Genomic DNA, 25,827 nt, shown 5'->3' on the forward strand with positions numbered 1-25,827 from the left:
CTTGTATCTATCTCCTTGTTTTTTGGGAGTCCCTTGAGTTGTACAATTCAAATAGACCGACTATATAACCTGTCGCTCAGTCAAGGTATTAGGTTGGGAGTTGTTCACGACTGATTTAGACGAGATCAGGGTTTCACATTTCATTATTATTGCATAATTCAGACTCCCTACTTATCCAAGGTTCGGTGATATCGAGTAATCGTTCAAACTGGAAATCATGAGCCAAGTCGGTTAGAGTCTTGGCTAAGATTTTATCCTGATCCTGGATTTGACGGATTAAGCTTAACATCTCCTCAAAATCTCCTTCCAGAGTAGCTTGGTAAAATGATGACAGCCAATCCGTAGGTAGGATAGCCAAATCATCAGAGGTTAAGGTGATTGTCTCCGGTGGCGCAGGAGTTTCCTCTAGTTCATCATAGATAAAGCTGACTCCCAGATGTTGGGTTATGGCTGCCAACAAATCAGATTCGTGAAACGGCTTAGTGATGAAATCCGCGCAACCCACCTCTAAGGCTTTTAACCGTTCTTCTTCTATTACACTAGCACTTAGGGCAATGATTATTGGTGATGTAGAGACGCGCCATGGCGCGTCTCTACACTGTCGAATGTGTTGGGTAACAGCGTAGCCATCCATTCTCGGCATTCGCAAATCCATTAAAATTAAATCAGGTTGCCAATTCTGCCAAATCTCAATCGCCTCTTCACCATTACTCGCCTCTTGGAGTTCAAACCCCAAGGGATTCAGCAGTTGCATTAATAGTTGACGGTTTTCCCCTTGATCATCCACAATTAAAATTCGATAGTGGGGTTGATTTGGGGCAAGGGCAATAACGCGACGTGAAGTCGTTTGAGGTGTGCTAGAAGTCACCTGGGTTTCCTTTGCCTGAATATCAAACGTAAAGGTTGTTCCCTGGCTAACTTGGCTTTCAACTGTGATTTCCCCACCCATCAGTTGGATAAACTTGCGCGTAATCGGCAATCCTAAACCCGTTCCACTCTGGGATTGTACTCCGCTTTGGCTTTGCACAAACGCTTCAAAAATACTCTCTAATTCATCCGCCGCAATACCGCATCCGGTATCTTTAATTTCAAAATAAAGCGTCATTCGTCCGTCGTCATTTGTCCGTTGTTGTGCAACATTCATAACCACACTCCCGGTTGAGGTAAATTTAACCGCATTACTCAGGAGATTAATTAAGACTTGACGTAACTTAATTTCATCGGTTTGGATTGTCGGAGGAACATCCGCCGCCCAGTTAAACCGTAATTGTAACCCTTTCTCATTTACTTTGAGTCGAAACATATCTTCAACTTCACGCAAAAGATGATGCAGGTTAAACGTAGTTTCATTCAAAGTAATACGTCCCGCCTCAATTTTGGATAAATCTAAAACTTGGTTAATTAGCGTCAGTAAATGTTCTCCACTATGGTGAATAATCCGTAGATTGTCTTGGTATTGGCGGGGAAGAGTGACACTATTGCTCATCAGTTGAGCAAATCCCAAAATGGCATTGAGAGGACTTCGCAATTCATGACTCATATTTGCCAGGAATGTGCTTTTTGCCCGATTCGCAGCATCGGCGGCTTCTTTTGCCTCTTGTAAGGCAATTTCAGCTAACTTGCGTTCGGTAATATCGGTATTCGTGCCAATCATGCGGATACCCTTCCCTTGGACATCTCGGATGGCTTGTCCCCGGACGACAATCCAACGAATTGAACCGTCTTTGTGCATTATCCGATGTTCAACCCGGTACTCTGAGGTTTCTCCGGCTAAATGTGCCTGGGTTGCGGCTAGTAATGTGGACTGATCATCGGGATGAATCAAGATAATCCAATCGTTAAAATTATTAGCAATTTCTGTTTCTGTGTAACCGAGAATTGCTTGAATTGTGGGGTCAATATAAAATTCATTCGTCTCTACATTCCATTCCCAAACCCCTACCTTTGCCGCACGAGTAGCTAACTCATAGCGCTGTTCACTCTCTTGTAAGGCGGCTTCCATCTGTTGGCGTTCAGTGATGTCTGTGGCGGTACCGAGAAGCTGGGTAACCCTACCGTCAGCGGTTCTAGCAAAGGGAGTTTCTCGACCCAAAAGTGTGCGCCATTCTCCATTGGCATCTCTGACGCGGTACTCGATTTCAAAGATTTCTTCATCCGCCGCGTTTTGGACTTGTTGAAAATAGGCGGGTAATCGGGCTAAATCCTCTGGATGAATCAGAGTTGGCAGGACATTTGCACCCATAGCTTGAATTTGTTCTGTAGTATAGCCCAAAAACACTGCTATCTCCCGGTTGGTGTAGATATTGCGTTGTTCATTCAGGTCAAAAATATATAAAAGATTGGGAGAGGCTTCTGCAATTCGTTGCACAAAATGCTGACTTTCCCGTAGTGCAGCTTCGGCTTGCTTGCGTTCAGTAATATCGCGAACAATGCCAATTCTTTCTCCTCCGGGTAATAATGTAACCGAGACTTCATGGGGAAATGTGCTACCATCACGGCGTAAACCTTGGGCTTCGGTGCGGCAATATCCCTGCTCTAACAATAAGGGTATAGATTCCGCCAGCAGCCGTTGATATTCGCTAATATCGTACAGCGTCTGCCAATTTTGACCGAGGAGTTGGGCAGCACTATCATAACCAAATATTTGGGCGTATGCTTGGTTAAGAGAGACATATTCTCCCTGCTGATTCATAATTGCAATCCCATCGGTAGCGGCTGACATCGCGGCGGCTTGCAACTGTAAGGTTTTCTCAACCTGTTTGCGATCGCTAATATTAAAGCTAGTACCAATCAGTCGATAAATTCGCGAGTTGCTATCCCGTAGAGGGGTTAAATTGGTAATCCACCAGGTTTCTTGTTCTTGAATCTGTAGGCATTCTTCATAACTCATTCGTTCCCCGGCTGCAACACAGGCATGATACCGTTGAGACACCGCCTGTGCCGTTTCTGGAGTTAATGCTTCTTGCGGAGTCTTACCGCTTAGTTCTGAGGAGAGAAGACCAGACATCCGTTCATGGGTGGGATTAATACTAACATAACAGAATTCGCCATTTTCGAGAACATCCACGATAAAAACAGCCGCTTCAATCCCGTCATAGATACTGCGTAAAAAGACTTCTCGTTCTCTGAGGGATTCCTCGGCTTGCTTGCGTTCGGTGATATCCTGAACGACAACCATACCCGCTATAATTTCTCCAGCATCATTTTGCACTGCCCGAGTTTGTACCAGATGAATGCAATTGAGATAGGGAATTTCCAGGGTTTGTTCTATCCCCGCCAAAGCATCACGATACAGCGGTTCAACCAGCGCACATTCTGGTTCGGATAAAGCCTCCCAAATTGTTTGTCCTTCTAATAGATTCCGACTATATCCTGAACCTGACTTGCCTAAACTTTGACCATCGGCAACTAAATAACGTAAATTATGATCAAACAAAAAAATTGCCCCATTAGGAAAATGTTTTGCCATGGTACGATACAGTTGTTCGCTGTTGCGTAATTCAACTTCTGCTTGCTTGCGATCGCTGATATCAATTGCCGTACCAATTACCTGCTTGACTGTACCCTCTGGAGTTCGGGCGAATACCGTTTCTCGACCAAATAAGGTATGCCATTTCCCGTGGATATCCTGCATCCGGTACTCTATCTCTAAAATTTCTCCATCCGCCGCCGTCGCCAGCTTTTGTAACTGTTCTGAGACGATAGTGACATCATCGGGGTGCAACAAGCCGGAGATAAAATTATCGCCCATGGCTTGAATTTCTGCGGGTGTATAACCCAGAATTGTGGTAATTTCTTGGTTGCTGTAGATATTCCGATTTTCAATCAGATCATAAATATATAAGCAATAGGGTGAAGCCGCTGCAATTTGTTCAATAAAATGTTTACTTTGGCGCAGTTGTTCCTCGGCTTGTTTTTGAGCGCTACTATCAATACTTACACCCACATAGCCGATGGGATTTCCTTGGTGATCTCGAATTAGGGTATTGGTGGCATAAACGGGGAAGGTGCTACCATCTTGGCGTTGAACAGTAAATTCTCCCTGCCAACAGCCGTTTGCTTGAACGCTGGCTAAAATGTCCTGGGCTAGGACTTTATCTTGGGGGAGTACGGTAACATTAAGAATGGATTGACCGAGTATGGTTTCGGGATTGAGTTGATATAAACGCTGAGCAAATTGATTGGTGTAGATAATGGTTCCAGCTAAATCGGTGGCAATCACAGCGTTATTGACTTGATCCAGTAGAGAGGCTTGAAAAGCAATTTGGGCTTCCGCTTGTTTGCGATCGCTAATATCGCGGACGATGGAAAGGATCTCCTGGTTACAACAGGGAACAATACGGGCTTCATAATCCCGCCATTGATTCTCGATCTGGAGTTGATAGTCGAGTTGTTGCACCTCACCCGATACCAAGCTTTCCTGATAAGCCGCCCTAATTTTCTGGGCTAAGTCTGGGGGTAAAACCTCTTCTAGTTTTTTGCCTAAAAAATCCTGGGCTGGGGCGAATGTGGGGATAGTCGGCGCGGGTTTAAAATCGATAAACGTACCATCCGCCTGGGAACAGAAAATCATATCCGGAATCGCCGCCAGTAGCGCCTGATTTCGGGCTTGGCTATGGCGTAATTCTTCGGTTTGTTCCGCCACCTGTTGCTCTAATTTCTGATGATAATCGGCTGAAATCCGCTCAGGCGGCTGACGTTCACTGATATCAACAAACGCCGCGATCGCATGAGTCAGATTTCCCTGACAATCATAGATAGGGGCACCCCAAGCTTCGACGGGAATTGTGCGATCGGGGCGACGGATTTCCATATCATCAACCCGTACCCGTTTTCCTTGTAACGCTTGCCATAGGGGATGGCGATTCTGGGGATACAATTCATCGGTTCCCGCCCGATAAATCCGATAGGTTTCAATGAATTGATCCGCCGTCACTGATTCAACCCCTCCTTGACCCAAAATTTGCTCACCGATTTGATTTACATAGTCAGGTTTCCCATCAGCTTCTAACACAAAAATTCCCACAGGTACAGCATCAAGAAGCTGTTTGAGGCGATGTTCCCTCTCTTGGAGTTGGGCAATTAATACGGCTTGGTCTCGATTGGCTTGGTTGAATCCCTGATTCATTTGATGCAGTTGCGCTGTTTTTTGAGTCAATTCTTGGTCTTGATTATAGCGCTTCCTTCAGATCCCCGGCTTCTTAAAGAAGTCGGGGATCTCGTCTTCAAGTTTAATCCTATTTTTGTTTTTTGTCTAACCCCATTTTCCGGGCTGCATCATGGTAGGTTTTCAACGCTTTAGCCCCTACATTACCGGACTGTTTTTGCTTCGGTGATTTTTTTGAACCCTCTGAATCTGAATCGCCTGTCGCTTCTTTCAGGGCTTCGGTATGAGCAATTCCTTGTTTTGCCCGATCTGCTTCAGTCAGTTGAATCGCATGTTTATCGGGAACAATGTTTGAGCCAAACTTACTGGCATAAACTTGGGTAAATTCTGCGCCGATAAACAGAATTTGAGCTGAATAGTAAACCCAAGCCAGAAAAATCACTAATGACCCCGCCGCGCCGTATGTTGAGGCAAAACTCCCCCGCCCTAAATACATGCCAATTAAAGTTTTACCAATGGTAAAAAGTATGGCAGTAATACTCGCCCCAATCCAGACATCACTCCAGCTAATTTTAACATCTGGAAGGAACTTGTACATCATCGCAAATAATAGCGTAATTACGCCCAGGGAAAGCACCCAATTTAACAGTGACCAGAGGAATCCTACTCCAAAAAGTAGATCACTGGCATAATTACTCAACGCCGATAACGCTGCACTGACAATCAGAGACACTAAGAGTAAAAAGCCAATCCCCAGCACAACCGAAAAGGACAGTAACCGTTTCTGTAAAAAACCTTTAACGGGTCGTCCTGGTTTGGGTTGTACTCCCCAAACGGTATTCAAAGCGTCTTGCAGTTGAGCGAAGACTCCCGATGCACCAAACAGCAGTACAATGATACTGATAATTGAGGCAATATTGCTAATATTTGGTCGATTGGCATTTTGAATCGCCGTTTCAATCACCTTAGCCCCCTCAGTACCTACCAGCCCTTGAATTTGCTCGACAATCTCCCCTCGTGCGGCTTCCGGACCAAAAATTGAACCCGCGATCGCGATCGCGATAATCAACAACGGTGCGAGGGAAAACACCGTGTAATAGGCTAAGGCGGCGGCTAACCGTGACGCTTTATCCTCTTGCCATTCTTGAATCGTTTCCTTAAATAGTTCTCCAACAACCTTAAAATTCATCACCAACCACTCCACGCAGGATTTTCGATATCATATTGTTTTCACCATTTATAAAATTTCACGAGTTTCAGCGCAACCCTCTAAAGTTAGAAGTTTAGCCTTATACTAGATGCCATCCTCCCTCTCTTCTCACATTCCCAATCGCCCTGCTCAATCATGGATTTCAGTCAAGAGTTACTCAAGAAACTAGACTCTATCGTCAACAACTGGGTGGAAGTCGTTCGCCAAGATGGGGAACTGGAGAGTAGCCGTGAACTCACCTATAAGGCGGTGCTAGATGGTTTACCCTCAGTGCTGCGGGCGATCGCCAAAATCCTGTCTGACTCAGAAAACGGCGCACATCAAACAATTGTCGAGAAAAGTTTAGAACATGGGATAATCCGAGCCAAACAAGGCTACGATCCCAGCGAAGTTGCCCGAGAATATCGAATTCTGCGCCAGATTATCTTTGCTCATTTAGAATCAGATCTATTGCAAGGTTCAACCGCTCAGATTTTGCAAGCCACCCGGCTCATTGATATGGCACTCGATGAAGTGATTGGTCGTTGTTTCAACAGTTATACTGAAGAACGATTACAGGAGTTAGAAAAACTGCAAAGTCAAGTCAACCTCACCAATCACGAACTGACCCGCTTAGTGGACACTCATCGAGATAATTTAGCCCATTTAGCCCATGATTTGAAAAATCCGCTACAGTCAATTCTCCTATCCTCTGATCTATTTCTACGTCAACACAACACCCAAGACACTGTTATCAGTCTGGATCACATTGAGCGGGTACTCAGAAATGGGCGACAAATTTTACACCTGATCAACGATGCTTTAGAAGTCTCTCGTCATGAGGCGGGACAGGTAACATTGCAGCCAGAGGTAATTGATGTCTGCACGTTGATCGACAATGTGGTCGATACGTTAACACCCTCAGCCAGTGAAAAAGACCTGACAATAACCGTAGATTACGAACTAGCGCCGAGGCAAGTCACGACTGATCCCTTGCGACTCGAACAGATTATCACCAATTTGGTCAGTAATGCGATTCGTTACACGGAAACAGGAAGCATTACCATCACCTGCCTAGTTGAGTGTAATAATCAACCTAATCAAAATGATCATTTTGAGCATTTTGTGATTGTGATTACCGATACCGGGATTGGTATTGCTCCAGAAGACCAAGCTAAAATTTTTGACCCGTATTTTCGCGGCGGTTCCCGTGCTAAACGTTTACCGGATAGTACCGGATTGGGGCTGGCGATTGTTGGGCGGCTGGTGCAACTTTTGCAAGGAGAAATTCAGCTTGACTCTCAGGTTAATGTTGGCTCAACGTTTAAGGTGATTTTACCGTTAGCCGTTCAAACCCCTGAGAGAACATCAGTGGATGTATAGCGCTACGCGCCAGGCAATAGGCAATAGGCAATAGGCAATAGTAAAGAAAAAAGCTTACTAAATCAGGGGATTGAGCGATTTTGAATTTTTCTTAATTTGTCCTAATGTGTCTGCGTAGTGCTATAACTCCCGTTAACGAAAACAGTAATGGTTAAGTCTGGAGGCACAATAAAAGTTAACGGCTGGGAGCATTATCTATCATTTCCCATTAATTTTTTACAAGGGTTTGAGGGCTATTGACCGAACTAAATCTAGTGAAATTATTGCCATTAACCTACTGAATACGCTTTAAAGCGATGCTTAATTTTATTGGCGACAACGGCGACAATTACTACTGCAACTGCCAACAAAACGGCTCCTATTTGCAGCCCCGAATCATCCGCCAAAATTGCCAACGCTGCGAAAACAATCGCCACTCCTACACCCAATTGTTCCACGCGCTGAGTGATCTGGTACGCTCGGTTACAAGAGTGACAAAGTTCAGTATGCCAAAATAATGGCTGCCCTGACATTGTATTCAACTGACCTTCAGGTTCATTTTCCCTATCTTTCGAGGTTAAATAGCCGCGATAATAGGGCAAAGACGCCCCAACCCGATCCAGCCATTTGCGATATTCCATAGCAAACGTGTCACAGGTGGGAATGGGGGAATAAACCTGGTGTACCGATTGTCCTAACCGTTCAACTTCATGTTGTTGTCCTAATAGTATGGCAATATCCTGAGCCAGAATTTTATTCTGTTTTAGATGAGTCCACCATCTGGGCATCAGCTTCACGGGTTGAGTGACAAAATTGCGATAGGTTCGTGATAAAATTCGACATCTTCCTTTGCTCAAGGGGAATAGGTAAAATGCCTGCCCAAAGAACCAGTCTTTATCAGGAATAGAAAAGCAAAAATGAGCTAAACTCGGAGCAATAAAATCAAACTTAATCCAGGTTGAGTTGGGTTCTCTTGTATTCCGCGATTGACCCCGAAACCCGTTGACGGAACTCTCCAGGATTTCCATTTCCAAGGGTTGAGCCTTGGCGCGATCGCCCTGATTCCCATGATGGGTAATATGAATATGTGCTGGATCTAACATGTGTTCAAGCACATAGCTGATATCACAGGGGACTTCTGTGAGTTTGTCAGAATGAACAAATCCGGGCTGATCCAATTGCGGGATAGTAGGAATCGCTTGTTCATCCGCCAATTCAGCCGCACCGGGCAAAATCCAAATTAGTCCTTGGCGTTCGACAACTTTATGCGATCGCACATTAGCATTCACAGGTATTTTTCCATCAGCAGGTAACTGAGGAATATGCAAACATTGACCCTGACGACCAAATTGCCATCCGTGGTACAAGCACTCAAGTTTACCATCAATAAGCTGTCCATCGGATAGTTTAGCCGCCCGATGAGGACAGCGATCGGTTAAACAAATTAATTCCTCTTGGTGTTGGAATATAACGAACGGTTCATCATACAACGAAAAACTATAGGGGCGATCTTTGGGGAAATCTTGGCGGAAACAGACAGGATACCAACAATTTATCCAATTAAATTCCGATTCAAATTCTGGTTCAGATAAAGGATACGTTGATTGAGCTGAGTCCGGTTGATGAGGAGCAACTGTCATACTAAAACGAATTGTTACTGAGCGTGTGGATTAATATTATACAAGGATATTACACAACAATTAAATTAACGTGAACGGTGAAGAACTCGCTGCCCTTGAAAAGCAAGCTACGTCATTTGTGATAATTGAGCGGTTAGGTCAGGGCGGGTTTAGTTATATCAGGGTGAAAACGAAACGTTAGGGGTAAAACCCGCCCCTACAGTTCCACCGGAACGTCTCTACAATTTCTCCCCCATCTTCCCCATCTCCACTCATGCACGAGATTTTTCCGCTAACCGTCCAAACCACTTCAGGACAAGGTATGCTGAAGAACTGATAGTCTGATGCGTGCCTTATGCCTGTGCTGAACTCTGCCCCAGCAACCAATTTTCCCCTAACGGCTGTTGTGGGGCAAGAAGCAATTAAATTAGCGCTGCTGTTGGCGGCGGTTGACCCCGGATTAGGAGGAGTCGCGATCGCGGGACGACGGGGAACAGCCAAATCCGTGATGGCACGCGCCCTTCACGCCCTACTCCCGCCTATTGAAGTGGTCAAGGGTTCCATTTCTAATTGTCATCCCCGCTATCCTCAAGAATGGGATGATCAACTTTTAGCCCAAGGCGTTGAACCCGATACCGTGGAGACGGAAATTATCCCCGCGCCCTTTGTACAAATTCCCTTGGGGACAACTGAAGATCGCCTCCTGGGTTCGGTGGATGTGGAGAAATCAGTCCAACAAGGGGAACCCGTCTTCCAACCGGGACTCTTGGCACAGGCACATCGGGGGGTGTTATATATTGATGAAATTAACCTCCTGGATGACCAAATCGCCAACCAACTGTTAAGCGTTCTCACCGACGGGCGCAACCAAATCGAACGGGAGGGGATTAGTTTTCAGCATCCCTGCAAACCTTTATTAATCGCTACCTATAACCCCGACGAAGGACCCCTGCGGGAGCATTTACTGGATAGAATTGCCATAACCCTCTCTGCTGATGGGGTACTGGCATTGGATCAGCGAGTGCAAGCCGTCGAACAAGCGATCGCCTACACCACCTCACCCCAAGCCTTTCTCGGTCAATATAACGAAGACATCGATAACCTGAAAACCGAGATCATTCTGGCACGGGAATGGCTCAAAGAGGTGCAAATTTCATCCGATCAAATCGCCTATCTCGTCGAAGAAGCCCTGCGCGGTGGCGTACAGGGACATCGGGCGGAACTCTTTGCCGTCCGCGTCGCCAAAGCCTCAGCCGCTCTAGATGGGCGTCAAACCATCAGTGCCGATGATTTGAAACGCGCCGTGGAATTGGTGATTGTCCCCCGTTCTACCATCGTCCAGACCCCACCAGAGGAACCGCCGCCACCCCCTCCACCCCCACCGCCTCAAGATGAGTCATCTCAAGATCAAGATGAACCCGAAGATCAGCAGGAGGAAGAAGAGGAACAAGAGGAACCAGAACAAGAACAAGAACCCCCCAGCATCCCCGAAGAATTCGTCTTTGATACCGAGGGCGTAGTTCTCGATCCCAGCGTCCTCTACTTCGCTCAAATGGCGCAGCGACAAGGAAAATCAGGAACGCGCAGCATTATCTTCTCCGAGGATCGGGGGCGCTATGTCAAACCCATACTTCCTAAAGGTGCCGTCAAACGCATCGCTGTAGATGCCACATTACGGGCGGCTGCACCCTATCAAAAAGCCCGTCGGGAACGCCAGCCGAATCGCAAGGTTATCGTCGAATCGGGAGATATGCGTTCCAAACGCCTCGCCCGTAAAGCCGGGGCGTTGGTGGTATTTCTCGTGGATGCGTCGGGTTCCATGGCACTCAACCGGATGCAATCGGCAAAGGGTGCAGTGATGCAACTGTTGACCGAAGCCTATCAAAATCGTGACCAAGTCTCCCTAATTCCCTTTCGCGGCGAACAGGCTGAGGTGTTATTACCGCCTACTCGTTCCATCGCCTTGGCACGGGGGCGACTCGATCGCTTACCCTGTGGGGGCGGTTCTCCCTTGGCACATGGATTAACCCAGGCGGTGCGCGTCGGTACAAATGCCAAAATGTCGGGAGATATCGGTCAAATCGTGATTGTGGCGATTACCGATGGACGAGGGAATATTCCCTTAGCCCGTTCTCTGGGTGAACCGATACCCGAAGGCGAAAAGCCAGATATTAAAGGGGAACTATTGGAGATAGCCGCCAGAATTCGGGCAATGGGGATTCAGTTATTGGTGATTGATACCGAAAACAAGTTTGTCTCCACAGGGTTTGCCAAGGAGTTAGCCAAGCAAGCCGGGGGAAAATATTACCATTTACCCAAAGCCACGGATAAAGCCATTGCCTCAATGACGAAGAATGCGATCGCGGATATGAAATCCGGGTAATTGTGCGATCGGGGAGCATCATCATGTAGGGGCACGGCATTGCCGTGCCCTTACCCCATATTACCGTTGCCGTATCACCTCCAACCAAGACATTCATTCATTCAGCCTATAGGCAAGGGTGTCAGAAGATTGAGAAGTGCCCTTACCCCATACCCGACGCAAATTCAACACAAAACCTGGTAAGACTTCCTCCCCGGATAACTCAGCCGGATTTGACAATATTTCTACTGTTAAACCGACTCGATAAACTTCTACTGTTCTATTTTGGGGATCGATTAACCAACCCAGTTTAGCCCCATTATCCATATACTCCTGCATTTTCTCTTGCAGCGACTTCAGAGTATCCGACTGCGATCGTAACTCCACCACAAAATCCGGGCAAATATTAGCAAAGGTTCCCTTTTGTTCATCCGTCAGTGCATCCCAACTTTCTTGACTAATCCAACAAGCATCCGGGGCACGAGTAGCACCATTGGGTAAAATGAAAGCCGTTGAGGAATCAAACGCCTCGCCCGGTTCATCTGCATTCCGCCACCATATATACAACTCTCCAGAAATACTCCAATTCCGTTTGCCAGTTCGCCAACCTGTGGGTGGATTCACAATTAATTCCCCTTTTGCCGTTCTCTCCAGGTGTAATTCTCTATTGCACTCTGCTAGGGCTGTAAACTGTTCTGGAGTGACATATAGCTTCATGGTTTTTGGTAACTCAAGTAACAGAGTTTCGGTTTCCGGTTTTGCTGGTGTCTGTACCATTTTTATCTCTCCTGTCATAGAGATTAGCGATCTAGGCAGTTAAAAACCCGGTTTCTGATTTAAAACGCGATTATTTATATTATCCATTTGTGTTGGTGCGTTACGCGGGGAACACAATTCATTGGAGTTTCCCCTAAATTATTGCCGAGCTAACGCACGATGGCGGACTGACACAGCTAAAATTGTGAAATAGATTTGGCGGTGAAATTGGGCGCACGCTATGCGCCCCTACAATTCTAATCCACCAATTAAGGTGTGCCACGCCACTACTTGCTACTGGGGCGACTATTTCCGCATCACCTCCAACCAAGACATTCAGCAATCGTGCGATCGCACCAATTACGGATTACGGACATCAGATACAATTAACTGGCGCGAAGTCTGATCAGTCGGTTTCCTTCTCCTCTTGCTTTTGCAGAGTTTCCGAGGCTTCTTGAACCTGCTTCAGATGAATCGTATTCACCTGATTAATGAAATTCTCGATTGCCTGTTTCAGCTTTTTCTTACGTTGGGATTCATCGGCTATATCATAGCAACGATACGCCTGAGTTACTCCCAATATGAATTTTTCTCGTTCTGCTTCTAACAGTTCAACTGCCGTATTTGCCGAAATCCAATTTTCTTGAAAAGGAAATGACGTTACCACACTGGCAACAATAGAAGCGACCGCTGGAAAGATAACAGGTAACCACTTAAACCAAACCACACCAATATCTAACTTATCAACCAAAACCAGAATTGGTGTAATCCCAGAAAAGACAATCGTTGCCATTTGGAATGTATAATAGATATTTCTCGAAGTCTGGCGACTTTGTTTATAGTCTTCAATCAGTTCTTGGCAATACTGCAAAGCATTTTCTCTGGCTACCGTTATGGGATTGTTACCCGGTTGTTGCTGTTCATCAACGAGATATTGATAAATTTCCGCTCGTTTGGCAACATCAAGCTGAATTTGACGACTTGCTGCTTGAGCTAACTGTTTATCGAGCAAGACAAGGAAAACAAAAAATGAAACTAAAACAGCTATCCAGATAACGATACTTGCTTTATTGTCAACAACAAAGCTAATGATGCTTGTACCAATTAACGCCGCGAGGAACAGGTATTGTCCAATCTTGATCCAGGGAATCGGCATACTGGGTAAGAGTGAACCCTTTTCTCCTGCCTGAGACGGATCAGATGGATTAGTATTGTTGAGAGTGGTCATAATCTTGGAGTTGATGATTGTCCATCGTTTTAACTAGATATTATTTCACGCTGGAATCAACTCAGTCAACCCAAAAAACTTGTACTGCTATAAGTCCTCATCTCCTGCCAACAGCCATGGCGAATCTATTAATTATCGAATCAGGCGGTAAGGTCAAAAAACTCAAATCCATTCTCGGTGCTGGCTGGACAGTTAAAGCCAGTATGGGTCATGTGCGGGAATTAGCCGATGATGGGGATGATTCTCTGGGGTTTGATTTGGACGGTTCCCACATCCACTGTCGCTATGTTCCCCGGAGTAGTCAAGCCAAGAAAATCTTATCGGAATTGCGCGGTGCGATTCGCCAAGCTGACCGCATTTACCTGGGGACTGATCCCGATAGAGAAGGGGAAACGATTGGCTGGCATTTGACCCAGGCTTTGCGATTAAAGAATCCGTTACGAGTGACCTATACCGAGATTACCAAAGCCGCCGTCGATCGCGCGATCGCACATCCGAAATCCCTTGATTCTAATTTAGTCGCCGCCGGACGCGCCAGGGATTGTTTGGATAAGTTGGTGGGATATAAGGGGAGTCGATTAGTCTGGCGTTTGAATAACGGCTGCAAATCCATGGGACGGGTGCAGAGTGCAACACTGCATCTATTGGTGAAGCGAGAACAGGAGATTTTGGCATTTAAACCTCAGGATTATTGGGTCGTCTGGGTTGAGTATCAGGAGGGATTTAAGGCTGTTTACGCAGGTCGAACTTACCCGCAAACGACGCAACGGCGGAATTCGAGGGATAAAAATAAGACTCAACCTGATGATGCAGGTGAGGAGACGCCAGTCTCGGAAGGGACACGGGTACTCTCTCAGGAAGACGCGGATCAACTCGTTGCGATCGCCCGATCTCATTCTCATCATGTTGTCACAGTCGAAGGAAAAACGGTTAAACAATCTCCCCCCGCCGCCTTTACTACCTCTACGCTTCAGCAATCTGCTGGTGCAAAACTCAAGCTGAATCCAGAAGTGACAATGAAAATTGCCCAAAGCCTCTATGAAGCGGGACATATTACCTATATGCGGACGGATTCGGTGGCGTTGTCTCCAGAGTTTTGTCAGGCGGCGAAACAGTGGCTTTTACAGCATGACCCGGATAATGTACCCGCTAGAGTAGCCGCCCATCGCTCGAAATCCGGGGCGCAAGAAGCCCATGAAGCGATTCGTCCGACTCATGTTGAACGTATACCAGAACAATTATCGGTTCAACTGACTAGGGATGAGGCGAAGCTGTATGATTTAATTTGGAATCGCGCGATCGCCACTCAATGCTGTCAAGCTCAATTGTCCAAAACTCGGATTGTCACCCAATCAGGGGATGTATTTTGGGAAGCCAGGGGACAGGTGTTAGTCGTACCTGGTTATACTCGCTATTGGAATAATATCGCCGCCGATTCCCAATTACCACAAGTACAGCCAGGACAATTGCTGACCTTAGATAACGCAGGTGCGGATAAGAAACAAACCCAGCCACCCCCCCGCTACAGCGAACCCAAACTGGTGCAGGCGATGGAACGTTCCGGAATTGGTCGTCCTAGCACTTATGCGCCGACAATTAAGACTCTCAAAGCGCGTAACTATGTGCAGTTAAGTAAAGGGAAATTGCAGCCAACCCAATTGGGGATGGAACTGGATGCATTTTTGGCACAGGTGTTACCCGACCTAATTCAGCCAGAATTTACCGCTAAGATGGAATCGGATTTAGATGCGATCGCGTCAGGGAAGTTGGATTGGGAGTGCTATTTAACCGGGTGGAATCGAGATTATTTTGCTCCGGCGCTCAACTCGGCATTTTCCCAAGTTCCAGAAATAGCCAGTCAAACTCAGTCTACCCCGAAGGGTGAATCGAAACGGCGTCCGAGAACGGAACTCACGGATTATTCCTGTCCTAAATGTCAGCATCGGATGACTAAGGTATTTTCTACCTCTAAGAAGCTAAAAGCGGATCATTTCCTTAGTTGCGATAATCGTGAGGGGGGATGTGGGGCGGTAATGTTTTGGAATGGGAAGGCTGGGGAGTATGAGTTACCGCGTTCGGAACGTCCTAAAGCCAAACCCACCAAGCCAGACAAACCAGCCAACTTAACGGAATATGCTTGTCCCAAGTGTGGCAAGCCGTTGGAGTTGTATGAATATGAGAAAGAGGGTCAAGCGAAGAAAATGCTGCGTTGTGCAAATCCCAAGTCTCGTCAGGGAAAATGTAAAACTGTGGCTTATTTTTGGACGAAAAAGGGGACGTTTTGGAGTCCCAAGTTTGGCGAGGTGAAAAAGTGACGGAGGATGGCGATGCAGGGCTTGCTGTATTAAGGCGGAAACTATACACTACAAGAGTTCAATCCATTTTTCGACAAAAAGTGCTTTCGTTTTGACACCTAGATGGGCGATCAGCTTATTTTTTATTTGTCCAAAGTCCAAATTAAAGTGACATACCCCCGCCTCCAGTCATTACTGTTTCTCCAGTGGGCTGCGAGAATCTTTGTGATGGCTCGACAGTCACTACAATTGAAGAGTTACCTGACATGACATTATCTAACGGGATTTCTACGAATACTTTTCCTTGAGGGTCAGGCTTAAATTCACCACAGTAAATTTTTTTCCCGTCGGCAGTTGCCCACAATCGATAAATTTGTCCTTTGGGTAAGGGATCTAGATTTTGGAGTGTTAATACTGCCACCTCAGAGTTTGGTACAATCACCATACTTCCAGAGGCTTGAGGGATTGCATTCGTTCCTTTGAGGGATACCAAGCGGCTACTAGGCTGACGAAGTAACGCGATCGCTTCCTTGTAGCGCGATAGTTCAGCACGAGCAGCAATTACCTCTTGATGTAAGCGATAGCTATATATACTGAGTCCAACTATAACAGAAGCAGCAACACTTCCTGCAACACTAAGCCAAGCTTTTTGTCTTCTCCGAAGTCGGTTTGATACTCTTGCCGTTGAACTCGTATCGCTATCTCTAGCCACTTGTAAAATCTGAGACCCTAAACTTGCAGGAGGCGAAGTTTCCGGTAAAGATAAAGGAAGTAATGCCAAAGTTTTCTGCAAGTGGCTCACTTCAGTAGCTAATTCTGGATTAGACTCCAATAACTGATTCACCGAAGCCACTTCTTCTGGAGTCAAATCACCAAGGACGTAGCTGGCTAAAAGTTCGTTTAAGTCTTCGGAGTCTCGAAAGTCTACCATCGCTGTTCTACCAAATCTTGTAATAGTTGTCTAAGCTTTAACAAGCCCTTGCGCTTGTAAGTTTTTACAGTTCCTATGGGCATATTCAAGCCTTGGGCAATTTCTGATTGACTTAAGCCGTCATAGTAAGCCATCTCCAGAACCTGCCGATGATGGGAAGGCAGTTCAGAGAGTGCCTCGCGGACGCGGCTCGACATTTCTTCTAAGGAAGCCTTATCCATCAACGTACTCCAACTTTCAGGCGGAAGGCTGCGAGTCCATCGTTGAAGACGCTGCCACTGGGCTTGCATCTGACGATGGCGGTCAATTGCTTTTGAGCGGGTTAAAGTCAATAAAAAAACTAACATGGAACCTCGCTTCGAGTCATAAGTTCCTCTGTGTCTGAGGGCAAGAAATACTTCTTGGGTGAGGTCTTCAGCCTCTTGTGGATTGCCTAACATCCGCAAAGCGGTGCGGTAAACAACCTCTCCATAGCGCTCGTAAAGGATACCCAAGGCTAGCAGGTTCCCCGATCGCAACGCTTGAAATACCTCGGCATCCGTTTGGTGGGATAGCATCATTTAAAACCATTGGTCTTGACATAAAAGCTAAAGCATGATGTTGATTTGTATCATCGACTGCCGTTTTTGCTCGATTCAAACCTATTGATCTGAGATTTATCAGTGATACGAGGCTGACGCTCAAAAGGATTTACTCAGGTTGAGTCGAAATTCAGTTTCTCCCTCAATGGCGCTCTTGATCGTCCTTGAGTTGTGTAATAGAGAGCTTAGTAAGATATGGCACGTCGAGATTGTTTCGTGACGGATGATGGACAGTATTTTGACTATTAAATTGAAAATTAGGGCGCACAAAAAGATTTTCATTCGCGAGAATTAAAGGCGCTCGTTAGGTCAGGCATCAGGCAAACGGGTCAGTCAGCGCTTCCTTGTACGACTGATATACTGACCGTGAATGTTAACAGCGTAAGGAACTAGGTAGGTCAAACTGCCGGAAATCCATCGTTCTCGATTCATCTGACCTTTGACTAGCGCTGACCCGTGATTAATTGCAAACAGAATAGAACCAACCACCACAGAAACCTTGAGTGCTGTCGGCATCAAATCTTTATCGAAAAGACACAAACAAAATTCCCTTACAAGTTTCATCTCCCAACTCGATAACGATTACTTTCTTTCAAGCTACTTTGGGAGTGGGTTTTCAGTGGCTGGCTCTTGATTGCAGATGCGCCACTCGCTTCCCGCAGGTTAACGGAGAGAATTGACTCGCTGAAAAATCAAAAATCTGCCATTTAAACGTACATCAGCTTAAACAGCCTTCAGAATTGCTTCTGAATACAACTTCTTTGGTTTTAATCCAGCAATCTGTTCTAAAACTGTTGTTCCTTTCAATAAAACAACAGTTGGAGCACTCCGCACACCCAATTCCATTGCCAAATCGGGTTCTTCCGTCATATCGATTGTGACCAGATGAATCTTACCACTATGGTCAGTCACCAACTTTTCTAATACGGGCGCAAGAGTTTTGCAGGAAGGGCAGTGAGGAGCAACAAATTTAACGAAAATCGGTGTTTCAACGTCTTGCTGCAACTGTTGAAGAGCGTTTCGTCCTTGGTATCCAGCGCAAAAAATATTGTTCGTGGAATCTGACATTTTTCTGTCTCCTAGTTGGTTGATAAATCGATGCAACTGTTTGGCAGTTACCCCCGTGCCAGAGCCAATAATGACCCGATTTTCTACCCTCACTAACTTAGCCGCCCAAAAACCATTGAGTGCCAGTAAACAGGTAGTACGTTCCAGTTAAAATCAGAGCCACACTGCCAAAGTGAATAATTGCCTCGGAATGTTTCAATAACTGCTTGCTTTGTTTTGCTAGTCCGGTAAACAAACTCGCCAGGAAAATCAGCATGGTGTAACCCAAAGCGTAGCTAACCATCGTTAGTGTGCCTAAGAGTTGAGAGCCAGTAGCTGCCGCTGCTGCCAGCACCGCAAACAGCACTGGACTGGCACAGGGAGAACTCACCAAGGCAAAGGTCAACCCTACTCCATAAGGTCCCGCCTGGGGGAGATTCAAATCCATTTGTGGTAGGGGCAACGTAACTACCCCCATCAACCACAAACCCATCAGAGCCATAATCAGTCCCACGACTACATTGATATAGCCTCGGTACTCCACCATGACGGTTCCGGCAAAGGAGGAGACTAAGCCAAACAGACTTAAAATTGTTACAGCCCCCAAAACAAATAAGCCAGCCTTGGTCAAAGCATCCCAACGGGATTTAATGTTCAACGTGCCGATATAACTGAGGTTGACGGGCAACAGCGCCAGAATGCATGGAGATACACTGGCAAGCAATCCACCAATAAATGCCAAGGGCAATAGCACTAGGGGATTGGCAGTATCTTGCTGGTCAAACCACTGCTGGTAGCGGTTTTCAACGAGGGATATCGCCCGTTCGATTGGGTGGCTGATGACAGGTCCTAGGGTGATAACCAACGCTAGGGAAAGCAATCCCAATCCTCCGTAAATCAACCATTGTTTTGAAACTTTAAAACGTCGAGAAGCCTTGTGATCAGATGATGATCGAGGTATTTGTGCCATGAAATTGTCCTTACCTCAGCTAATTTTTGGCTAGAGCCGTGTCGAGAATCTGGGTGTAGTCATCCTGATTGGGATTATTTTTGAACATTGCTAAAATGTTGCCAGTCGCTGGGTCAACAATTGCCACGGTGCTAGTTTTACTCTTAGTATCTTCTAGGAATTTCCCCAAACCTAATTTTTCCGCCTTGGCTTGTGTTTCTTCGAGTGTGGCTTTATCCGTTACGTCTAGCACAACAAAGTTAACCCGATCACTATATTGCTGTTTCAATTGGGTCAGAGTGGGCGCAATATTCTTGCAGCCAGCACACCAGGTCGCAAACACATCCACTACCACGGGTTTACCCTGAAGTTCTGTAGCTAGGGGATTTCCTACAGATTGAGCTTTAGCAGCACATGGATTCTCTTTGGCAGCACAGGGATTGGCTTTAGAGGCGCAAGGATTCTCTTTAGCGGCACAAGGATTAGCTTTAGAAGCACAAGGATTCTCTTTAGCGGCACAAGGATTAGCTTTAGAAGCACAGGGATTTTCTTTGGCAGCACAAGGATTAACTTGGTTGGTAGTACCCGTGTCTGGAGTGTTAGTCTTGGCGGCACAAGGGTTAGAGCAAGCAGCAACAAGTCCCAGACTCAGCATTGAAGCAACAGCAAGTGTAGCCAGATACTTAACTCTCATAGAATCCTCATCATGAGTACGACGGTTTATAGGGAATACGAAGCTGAAGCCAAAAAGGATTTAGTGAATTTTTCTATGAAATGCAACCGAGCCTGCCAGATGCTGGGTAAAAAATGTTGTACATTGTACAAAATAAATCCTAAAGAAAAGCTGAAAAGCTTGATAGGGCTAGATTATCAGCTTGCGTTATCACCCCAAATACGAAAGAGCCATCTAGTTGGTAAATCCGTTTTGACTTCAGCTTCGTATCCTCTCATGAACACTCACATAAATGGTCTGCTCCTACTGCTATGGCTGCACGGCTAGATGTGGTTCGAGCTGTGGTGGTGCTTTGATTTGAAGTAAGGAAATTTGGAAGAGTGACTTTAAAGGAAGCAGAAACTGAAAGAATTTCTATTATTATCCCGGTTCTCAATGAGGTGGGAACGATAAAAGAAGCGCTAGCCAGTACCTATTCCAGTACAAATGTAGAAGCGATCGCAGTCGATGGGGGTTCCACAGATGGTACAGTTGGGCTAGTTCAGTCCTTGGGCGTGAAAGTTTTGTCAGCCCCTGCGGGTCGCGCTTGTCAAATGAATGCGGGTGCAATGGCAGCAACAGGCGAAATTCTGTTGTTTCTCCATGCCGATACTCGCTTACCCCCTGGGTTCGACACGATGGTTCGCACGGCGCTGCAACCATCAATGCCGGGAGGTAGAAAAGCTCCAGTTGCTGGTGCGTTTGCATTGCAGATTGACGCAGCACTGAGAAGGTTGTGGTTAATTGAATGGGGAGTAAATTGGCGATCGCGCTTTCTGCAAATGCCCTATGGCGACCAAGCCATCTTTCTCAAAGCAAAAACATTTTACCAGATGGGTGGCTTCCCAGAGTTGCCGATTATGGAAGATTTTGAATTGATGCGTCGGTTAAAGCGCACTGGACGCATCGCACTTATCCCCACACCAGTTGTTACCTCAGCACGTCGATGGCTGAAAAAGGGAGTGCTTCAAACAACGCTCATTAACCAGATGGTTATTTTAGCTTACTTACTAAACGTTTCACCCAAGCAACTGGTTCGTTGGTATCGCCATCAACCCAAACTAACGCCAAACCACTGGTTTAGGTCAACCCCCGATCCTAAATCCGCTTCAATAACTCCTTTATCAACAGAGTTAGGAGAAGAGACAAAAAGTAGCAAAAGAGAGATAGTCCACCCCGATTGGGTATGAGTTAATATCCAAAAAAAATTTCAGAGGAACCCAATAATCAATGAGAGGATGTGTCGTTTAAATTCAATCGCAGACGGAGAAACCGAGGGTAGTCCAATGACTCAAAGGAGCAAATGCCGCTTTAATTCTCAGCTAAAATTTATACTAATCAGTGGCTTAGTTTTCATCCTGATTGTGGCTGCCCAATCCTTCAACATTCGGCAACTTTTGCAAGCCTCATTACTTTGGGTTGAAAACCTTGGCATCTTAGCACCTGTTGTGTTTATCATCATCTATAACTTAGCAACGGTGCTATTTATACCGGGTTCTCTCCTGACACTAAAAGGAGGTTGCTTATTTGGTGTGTTTTGGGGTTCAATTTATGTCACAATTGCGGCAACGTTGGGAGCTGTCTGTGCTTTCCTGATTGGACGCTATCTCTCTCGCGATTGGGTTTGCAGGAAGATTGAAAGTAATCCTAAATTCAAAGCGATTAATCAAGCGGTGAAGCAAGAAGGATGGAAAATTGTCCTGCTGACTCGCCTTTCTCCTATATTCCCGTTCAACCTGCTCAACTACGCCTTTGGTGTTACTCAAGTTTCACTCAGAGATTATATTTTGGGTTCTATTGGTATGATTCCTGCTACGGTGGTGTATGTTTACATTGGTTCCCTAGCTACTGATTTAGCCACACTCAATCTGTCCAATCAACCCTCCACAAAAGAAACTCAAATCGCCCACCATCTAATTCGAGGCATTGGATTAATTGCTACAGTTGCCGTCACTGTTTATATAACCCACCTTGCCAAAAAAGCTTTAGACGAAAACATTGAAGGGAACAAAAAATTTCGGGCAATTGACGAAGCGGTGGGCAGAGAAGGACTCAAAATTGTTCTATTAACGCGACTTTCTCCCATATTTCCCTTCAATTTATTGAACTACGCCTATGGCATTACGGGAGTCTCTCTCAAAGACTACGTTATCGGTTCTGTGGGTATGATTCCCGGAACAATTATGTATGTTTACATCGGTTCTTTAGCGGGTAGTCTAGCCACAATTGGTACTGAAGCTCAACCCGCAAACCCCACGGTGCAATGGGCGATTCGGATTATTGGTTTTATCGCCACCGTTGCTGTCACGCTTTATGTAACCAAAGTCGCACGTAAGGCTTTAGAAGAGGAAGTTTTAGATCATGAAGACAATCAAACTAAGCCCATCAATCCGAATTAGCCAATACGCCAAGTCAGATCTTGAATCTGAATGATGGAGTCATCAATATGTTAGACATCTATGATCAGAATAATCACAACAATGGATAAAAAATCCAATCAGCTGACTCCTTAATCCTATTTGAAAAACAGAGGTAAGTATGATGACAACTGGAACAATGACAGCTAAATTAATGACTGGAACTCAAGTTTCCGAACTTGAAGTAAAAACCCTGGATGGCAAGCTTTGGAAACTTTCCGAGCAGAAACCCAAAAACTTGACCATGGTTGTTTTTTACCGAGGTGTGTTTTGCCCAATTTGTCACTCCTATCTGGCGGAAATAGACCGACTGTTGGGTGATTTTAAGCAACTTGGTGTTGAAGTCATTGCCCTGAGTGGAGATAGTCAAGAAGCCGCTCAACAATCTAAAGATGAGTGGGGTATTCAAAATCTCACGATAGGCTATGAAGCTAGTCTTGAACTAATGCGTTGTTGGGGACTTTACATTTCAAAAGGTGCTTTTGAAAATGAACCTCCTCTATTTTGTGAACCCGGTCTATTTCTAGTTAAACCTGATGGCATACTTTTCTATGCTGCCGTGAATAGTGGACCCTTTGGTCGTCCACCTATATCCGAAATGCTATCGTCAATCGACTTTGTTCTGAAAAAGAATTACCCCATACGAGGAACCGAATAAATTAATCTATTTCAGCAATTATTAGTTTTTGAAGGAGTCAATAATGTCAAATTCAGCCTTTCAAAGAGTCAATGTCCTACCGATGGATGACTATAACAAAAAACTGGTGTCTTATGTTCATCCACCTGATTGGGTTAATCCTCAACCTGCCGATTGTTATGACTTAGTTGTGATTGGTGCGGGTACGGCGGGATTAGTGGTAGCAGCAGGTGCAGCGGGTTTAGATGTCGGTTTAAAAGTCGCCTTAGTTGAAAAACATCTCATGGGCGGAGATTGTTTGAATGTCGGTTGTGTTCCTTCTAAGTGCATTATTCGCTCCTCTCGTGTCATTGCTGAGATGAAAGAGGCTGGAGTTTTTGGCATTCATCCGCCAGAAAACATAGAGGTGAATTTTTCGGCAGTCATGGAACGGATGCGGAAGCTTCGAGCGGGAATTAGCCATCACGATTCTGTTCAACGTTTCCAAAAAATTGGCATTGATGTTTTCTTAGGAGAAGGTCATTTTTTACGGAATAACCGGATCGAAGTTGGCGATAAGATTCTACGATATAAAAAAGCTGTTATTGCGACGGGAGCGAGAGCGGTGCGTCCCTCAATTCAAGGGATTGAAGAAGCGGGATTTTTAACAAATGAAACAGTTTTTTCACTGACTCAACGTCCCAAACGCCTTGCTGTCATTGGTGGTGGACCCATCGGTTGTGAATTAGCTCAAGCGTTTCATCGGTTGGGTTCTAAGGTAATTCTTTTCCATCGAGGCTCTCATCTGTTGAATAAAGAAGATGCTGATGCCGCAGAAATTGTTCAAAATGTCTTGATTCAAGAAGGGATTCAGTTGGTGCTGAGTTCACAAACTGAGCGCGTGGTTAAAACGGCTGAAGGTAAAACGCTTTATTACACCTCTGGCAACGGCGCAAAACAGTCAGTTACGGTTGATGAAATTTTAGTGGGTGCGGGACGTGCGCCGAATGTTGAAGGTCTAAATTTAGACGCAGTTGGGGTAGACTATGATCGCAAAGGGGTGAAGGTGAATGATTACCTGCAAACGACGAATCCAAAAATTTATGCGGCTGGCGACATCTGCATGAAATGGAAGTTTACCCATGCCGCCGATGCTGCTGCACGGATTGTAATTAAGAATACTCTGTTTTCTCCGTTTGGCTTGGGACGTTCCAAACTCAGCAGCTTAGTCATGCCTTGGGTAACCTATACTGACCCAGAAATTGCTCATGTGGGGATGTACGAACATGAGGCTCAGGAAACGGGAATAGAGGTCAATACAATTAAGATTCCATTTAGTAGTGTAGACCGTGCGATCGCAGATGGTGAAGAGGATGGGTTTGTTAAGATTCACTACAAGAAAGGTTCCGACCAAATTTTAGGAGCAACGATTGTCGCTCGTCATGCGGGGGAGATGATTAGCGAAGTGACGACGGCAATTGTTAATAAAATCGGTTTGAATGGGTTATCGGGTGTGATTCATCCCTATCCGACTCAAGCTGAAGGTATCAAGAAAGCAGCGGATGCTTATCGCCGCACCTTGTTAACACCAACCTCGAAGAAAATATTGGGATTGCTCACCAAATTGTATTAACGCTTCTTAGCTAATTTTGATAATTATGAAAGCGAAGTTTCACAGTTTAGATGTAAGGAGTTGAAAGCAGTCTGATGAATAGCGATCGCCGAATCCCAGTTGCATTGCTCTTGCTGCGACTGAGTGTGTTTCTGGTCATGCTGATGTGGACTTTAGATAAATTTGTGAACCCTGACCATGCCGCAGCAATTTTCCAGAATTTTTATTTGATTGGTGGATTGAGTAATATGCCAATTTACCTCATTGGGGGGATTCAGCTTATCATTATTCTGGGATTTGTAACAGGTTTCCAAAAGCGGTGGACTTATTTGCTAGTGCTATTTTTCCATTCTGTTTCCACCTTTTCATCTTTTCGGCAATATTTCGCTCCCTTTGAAAACTTGCTATTTTTCGCAGCTTGGCCCATGCTGGCGGCTTGCTTTGCCCTTTATTATCTCAGAGATTTAGACATCATCTGGACAGTTGATAAAAATTAATTATCTAAATTTAGGATATTAATAATTACAATTTCTTACATTTTCAACTCTTGTGAAACAAGAGTCGTCTGGTGTTGAACCCATTAACTGAATTTATCTCTAATAATTTACATCATTTGCGATCGCTATTATGTTTACGCCTCTCATCCACTCGTCATTGAGGGAGAATCTGTTTACTTTACGATTCACCTTGGGGAATCGCGTATTAGCCTCTGTCCCCGAAGAGACTTAACGACGAGTTGAGGAGCATCTTTCCAATTACTCAGATATCCTAATCCAACCTAGGATCTAGAGTAAATCCTTTTTGGTTTTAGCTTCGTATCTCTGTATAGAACTCCCAAATGGATGATCTAATACCCAGCCTTTCACTTTTTTTTACAATGTCGCCATCCTAACCCACCTGCTGATAAGCTGTTCGGCATTTAAATAGGGTATAATCAAAATAGAAAATCCGAAAAACGAAAAAATATGCCAGCCAAAAATTATTTAAAACCAGAGCAGAAAGAAAAATTACAAATTGCCCTAAAAACCGAGAATAACGCAGATAT

General features: G+C 45.3%; 20 protein-coding genes. 9 read left to right on the plus strand and 11 right to left on the minus strand.

What is annotated here, in order from left to right:
* Nucleotides 1–133: 133 nt before the first annotated feature.
* Together RID53_RS23605 and RID53_RS23610 are read right to left on the minus strand one after the other, a co-directional pair.
* Nucleotides 134–5,158, minus strand: a complete 5,025-nt coding sequence (locus RID53_RS23605; RefSeq protein WP_446390423.1) for a PAS domain S-box protein — start codon at nt 5,156–5,158, stop codon at nt 134–136.
* Nucleotides 5,159–5,237: 79 nt separating this feature from the next.
* A complete protein-coding gene (locus RID53_RS23610; RefSeq protein ID WP_446390424.1) occupies nt 5,238–6,296 on the minus strand; it encodes a YihY/virulence factor BrkB family protein in 1,059 nt (352 codons plus the stop codon).
* 156 nt (nt 6,297–6,452) lie between these two features.
* On the opposite strand from RID53_RS23610, the gene RID53_RS23615 reads away from it, so the two are divergent.
* Entirely contained in the window at nt 6,453–7,679 is a 1,227-nt protein-coding gene (locus tag RID53_RS23615) for a sensor histidine kinase (RefSeq protein ID WP_446390425.1), read from the plus strand.
* A gap of 269 nt (nt 7,680–7,948) precedes the next feature.
* On the opposite strand, the gene RID53_RS23620 is transcribed toward RID53_RS23615, so the two are convergent.
* The gene (locus tag RID53_RS23620) at nt 7,949–9,298 is read right to left on the minus strand and encodes an aromatic ring-hydroxylating dioxygenase subunit alpha (RefSeq protein WP_446390426.1); all 1,350 of its coding nucleotides are present in this window, start codon (nt 9,296–9,298) and stop codon (nt 7,949–7,951) included.
* Between the two features lie 334 nt (nt 9,299–9,632).
* Between RID53_RS23620 and bchD the strand changes: the two genes are divergently transcribed.
* Complete coding sequence (gene bchD / locus RID53_RS23625) at nt 9,633–11,660, plus strand: magnesium chelatase ATPase subunit D (protein ID WP_446390427.1); 2,028 nt, start codon at nt 9,633–9,635, stop codon at nt 11,658–11,660.
* 93 nt (nt 11,661–11,753) lie between these two features.
* Here the strand turns inward: bchD and RID53_RS23630 are convergent, their stop codons facing one another.
* Nucleotides 11,754–12,416 (minus strand): Uma2 family endonuclease, encoded by a 663-nt coding sequence (locus RID53_RS23630; protein ID WP_446390428.1) that lies wholly within the window; start codon nt 12,414–12,416, stop codon nt 11,754–11,756.
* Between the two features lie 220 nt (nt 12,417–12,636).
* Between RID53_RS23630 and RID53_RS23635 the strand changes: the two genes are divergently transcribed.
* Nucleotides 12,637–12,801, plus strand: coding sequence for a hypothetical protein (locus RID53_RS23635; RefSeq protein ID WP_157453194.1), 165 nt, complete (start codon nt 12,637–12,639; stop codon nt 12,799–12,801).
* Here RID53_RS23635 and RID53_RS23640 read toward each other — a convergent pair whose 3' ends face one another.
* A complete protein-coding gene (locus RID53_RS23640) occupies nt 12,802–13,623 on the minus strand; it encodes a DUF4231 domain-containing protein (RefSeq protein WP_446390429.1) in 822 nt (273 codons plus the stop codon).
* Between the two features lie 116 nt (nt 13,624–13,739).
* On the opposite strand from RID53_RS23640, the gene topA reads away from it, so the two are divergent.
* The gene (gene topA / locus RID53_RS23645) at nt 13,740–15,938 is read left to right on the plus strand and encodes a type I DNA topoisomerase (RefSeq protein WP_446390430.1); all 2,199 of its coding nucleotides are present in this window, start codon (nt 13,740–13,742) and stop codon (nt 15,936–15,938) included.
* 142 nt (nt 15,939–16,080) lie between these two features.
* Here the strand turns inward: topA and RID53_RS23650 are convergent, their stop codons facing one another.
* The 6 genes from RID53_RS23650 to RID53_RS23675 form a co-directional block, all read right to left on the minus strand.
* A complete protein-coding gene (locus RID53_RS23650; RefSeq protein WP_446390431.1) occupies nt 16,081–16,848 on the minus strand; it encodes an anti-sigma factor in 768 nt (255 codons plus the stop codon).
* Nucleotides 16,842–17,405, minus strand: coding sequence for a sigma-70 family RNA polymerase sigma factor (locus tag RID53_RS23655; protein WP_446390442.1), 564 nt, complete (start codon nt 17,403–17,405; stop codon nt 16,842–16,844). The genes RID53_RS23650 and RID53_RS23655 overlap by 7 nt, the downstream gene beginning before the upstream one ends.
* Nucleotides 17,406–17,762: 357 nt before the next feature.
* Entirely contained in the window at nt 17,763–17,993 is a 231-nt protein-coding gene (gene nrtS, locus RID53_RS23660; protein ID WP_446390432.1) for a nitrate/nitrite transporter NrtS, read from the minus strand.
* 159 nt (nt 17,994–18,152) lie between these two features.
* The gene (locus RID53_RS23665; protein ID WP_446390433.1) at nt 18,153–18,497 is read right to left on the minus strand and encodes a thioredoxin family protein; all 345 of its coding nucleotides are present in this window, start codon (nt 18,495–18,497) and stop codon (nt 18,153–18,155) included.
* A gap of 97 nt (nt 18,498–18,594) precedes the next feature.
* A complete protein-coding gene (locus RID53_RS23670) occupies nt 18,595–19,446 on the minus strand; it encodes a cytochrome c biogenesis CcdA family protein (protein ID WP_446390434.1) in 852 nt (283 codons plus the stop codon).
* Between the two features lie 19 nt (nt 19,447–19,465).
* A complete protein-coding gene (locus RID53_RS23675; protein WP_446390435.1) occupies nt 19,466–20,119 on the minus strand; it encodes a TlpA family protein disulfide reductase in 654 nt (217 codons plus the stop codon).
* 359 nt (nt 20,120–20,478) lie between these two features.
* On the opposite strand from RID53_RS23675, the gene RID53_RS23680 reads away from it, so the two are divergent.
* The 5 genes from RID53_RS23680 (at nt 20,479) to RID53_RS23700 (ending at nt 25,279) form a co-directional block, all read left to right on the plus strand.
* Nucleotides 20,479–21,327: a TIGR04283 family arsenosugar biosynthesis glycosyltransferase gene (locus RID53_RS23680; protein ID WP_446390436.1), complete on the plus strand. Its 849-nt coding sequence runs from the start codon at nt 20,479–20,481 to the stop codon at nt 21,325–21,327.
* Nucleotides 21,328–21,423: 96 nt separating this feature from the next.
* Entirely contained in the window at nt 21,424–22,536 is a 1,113-nt protein-coding gene (locus tag RID53_RS23685) for a VTT domain-containing protein (protein WP_446390437.1), read from the plus strand.
* Between the two features lie 142 nt (nt 22,537–22,678).
* Nucleotides 22,679–23,212 carry a peroxiredoxin-like family protein gene (locus tag RID53_RS23690; RefSeq protein WP_446390438.1) on the plus strand — a complete coding sequence of 178 codons (534 nt, stop codon included), beginning with the start codon at nt 22,679–22,681 and terminating at the stop codon, nt 23,210–23,212.
* Between the two features lie 43 nt (nt 23,213–23,255).
* Nucleotides 23,256–24,803 (plus strand): mercuric reductase, encoded by a 1,548-nt coding sequence (locus RID53_RS23695; RefSeq protein ID WP_446390439.1) that lies wholly within the window; start codon nt 23,256–23,258, stop codon nt 24,801–24,803.
* 74 nt (nt 24,804–24,877) lie between these two features.
* On the plus strand, nt 24,878–25,279 hold the full coding sequence (locus RID53_RS23700; RefSeq protein WP_446390440.1) for a hypothetical protein: 402 nt from the start codon (nt 24,878–24,880) through the stop codon (nt 25,277–25,279).
* Nucleotides 25,280–25,827: the final 548 nt, after the last annotated feature.

The organism is Coleofasciculus sp. B1-GNL1-01 (genome assembly GCF_040220235.1).
In the GTDB taxonomy this organism is placed as follows: Bacteria; Cyanobacteriota; Cyanobacteriia; order Cyanobacteriales; family Coleofasciculaceae; genus Coleofasciculus.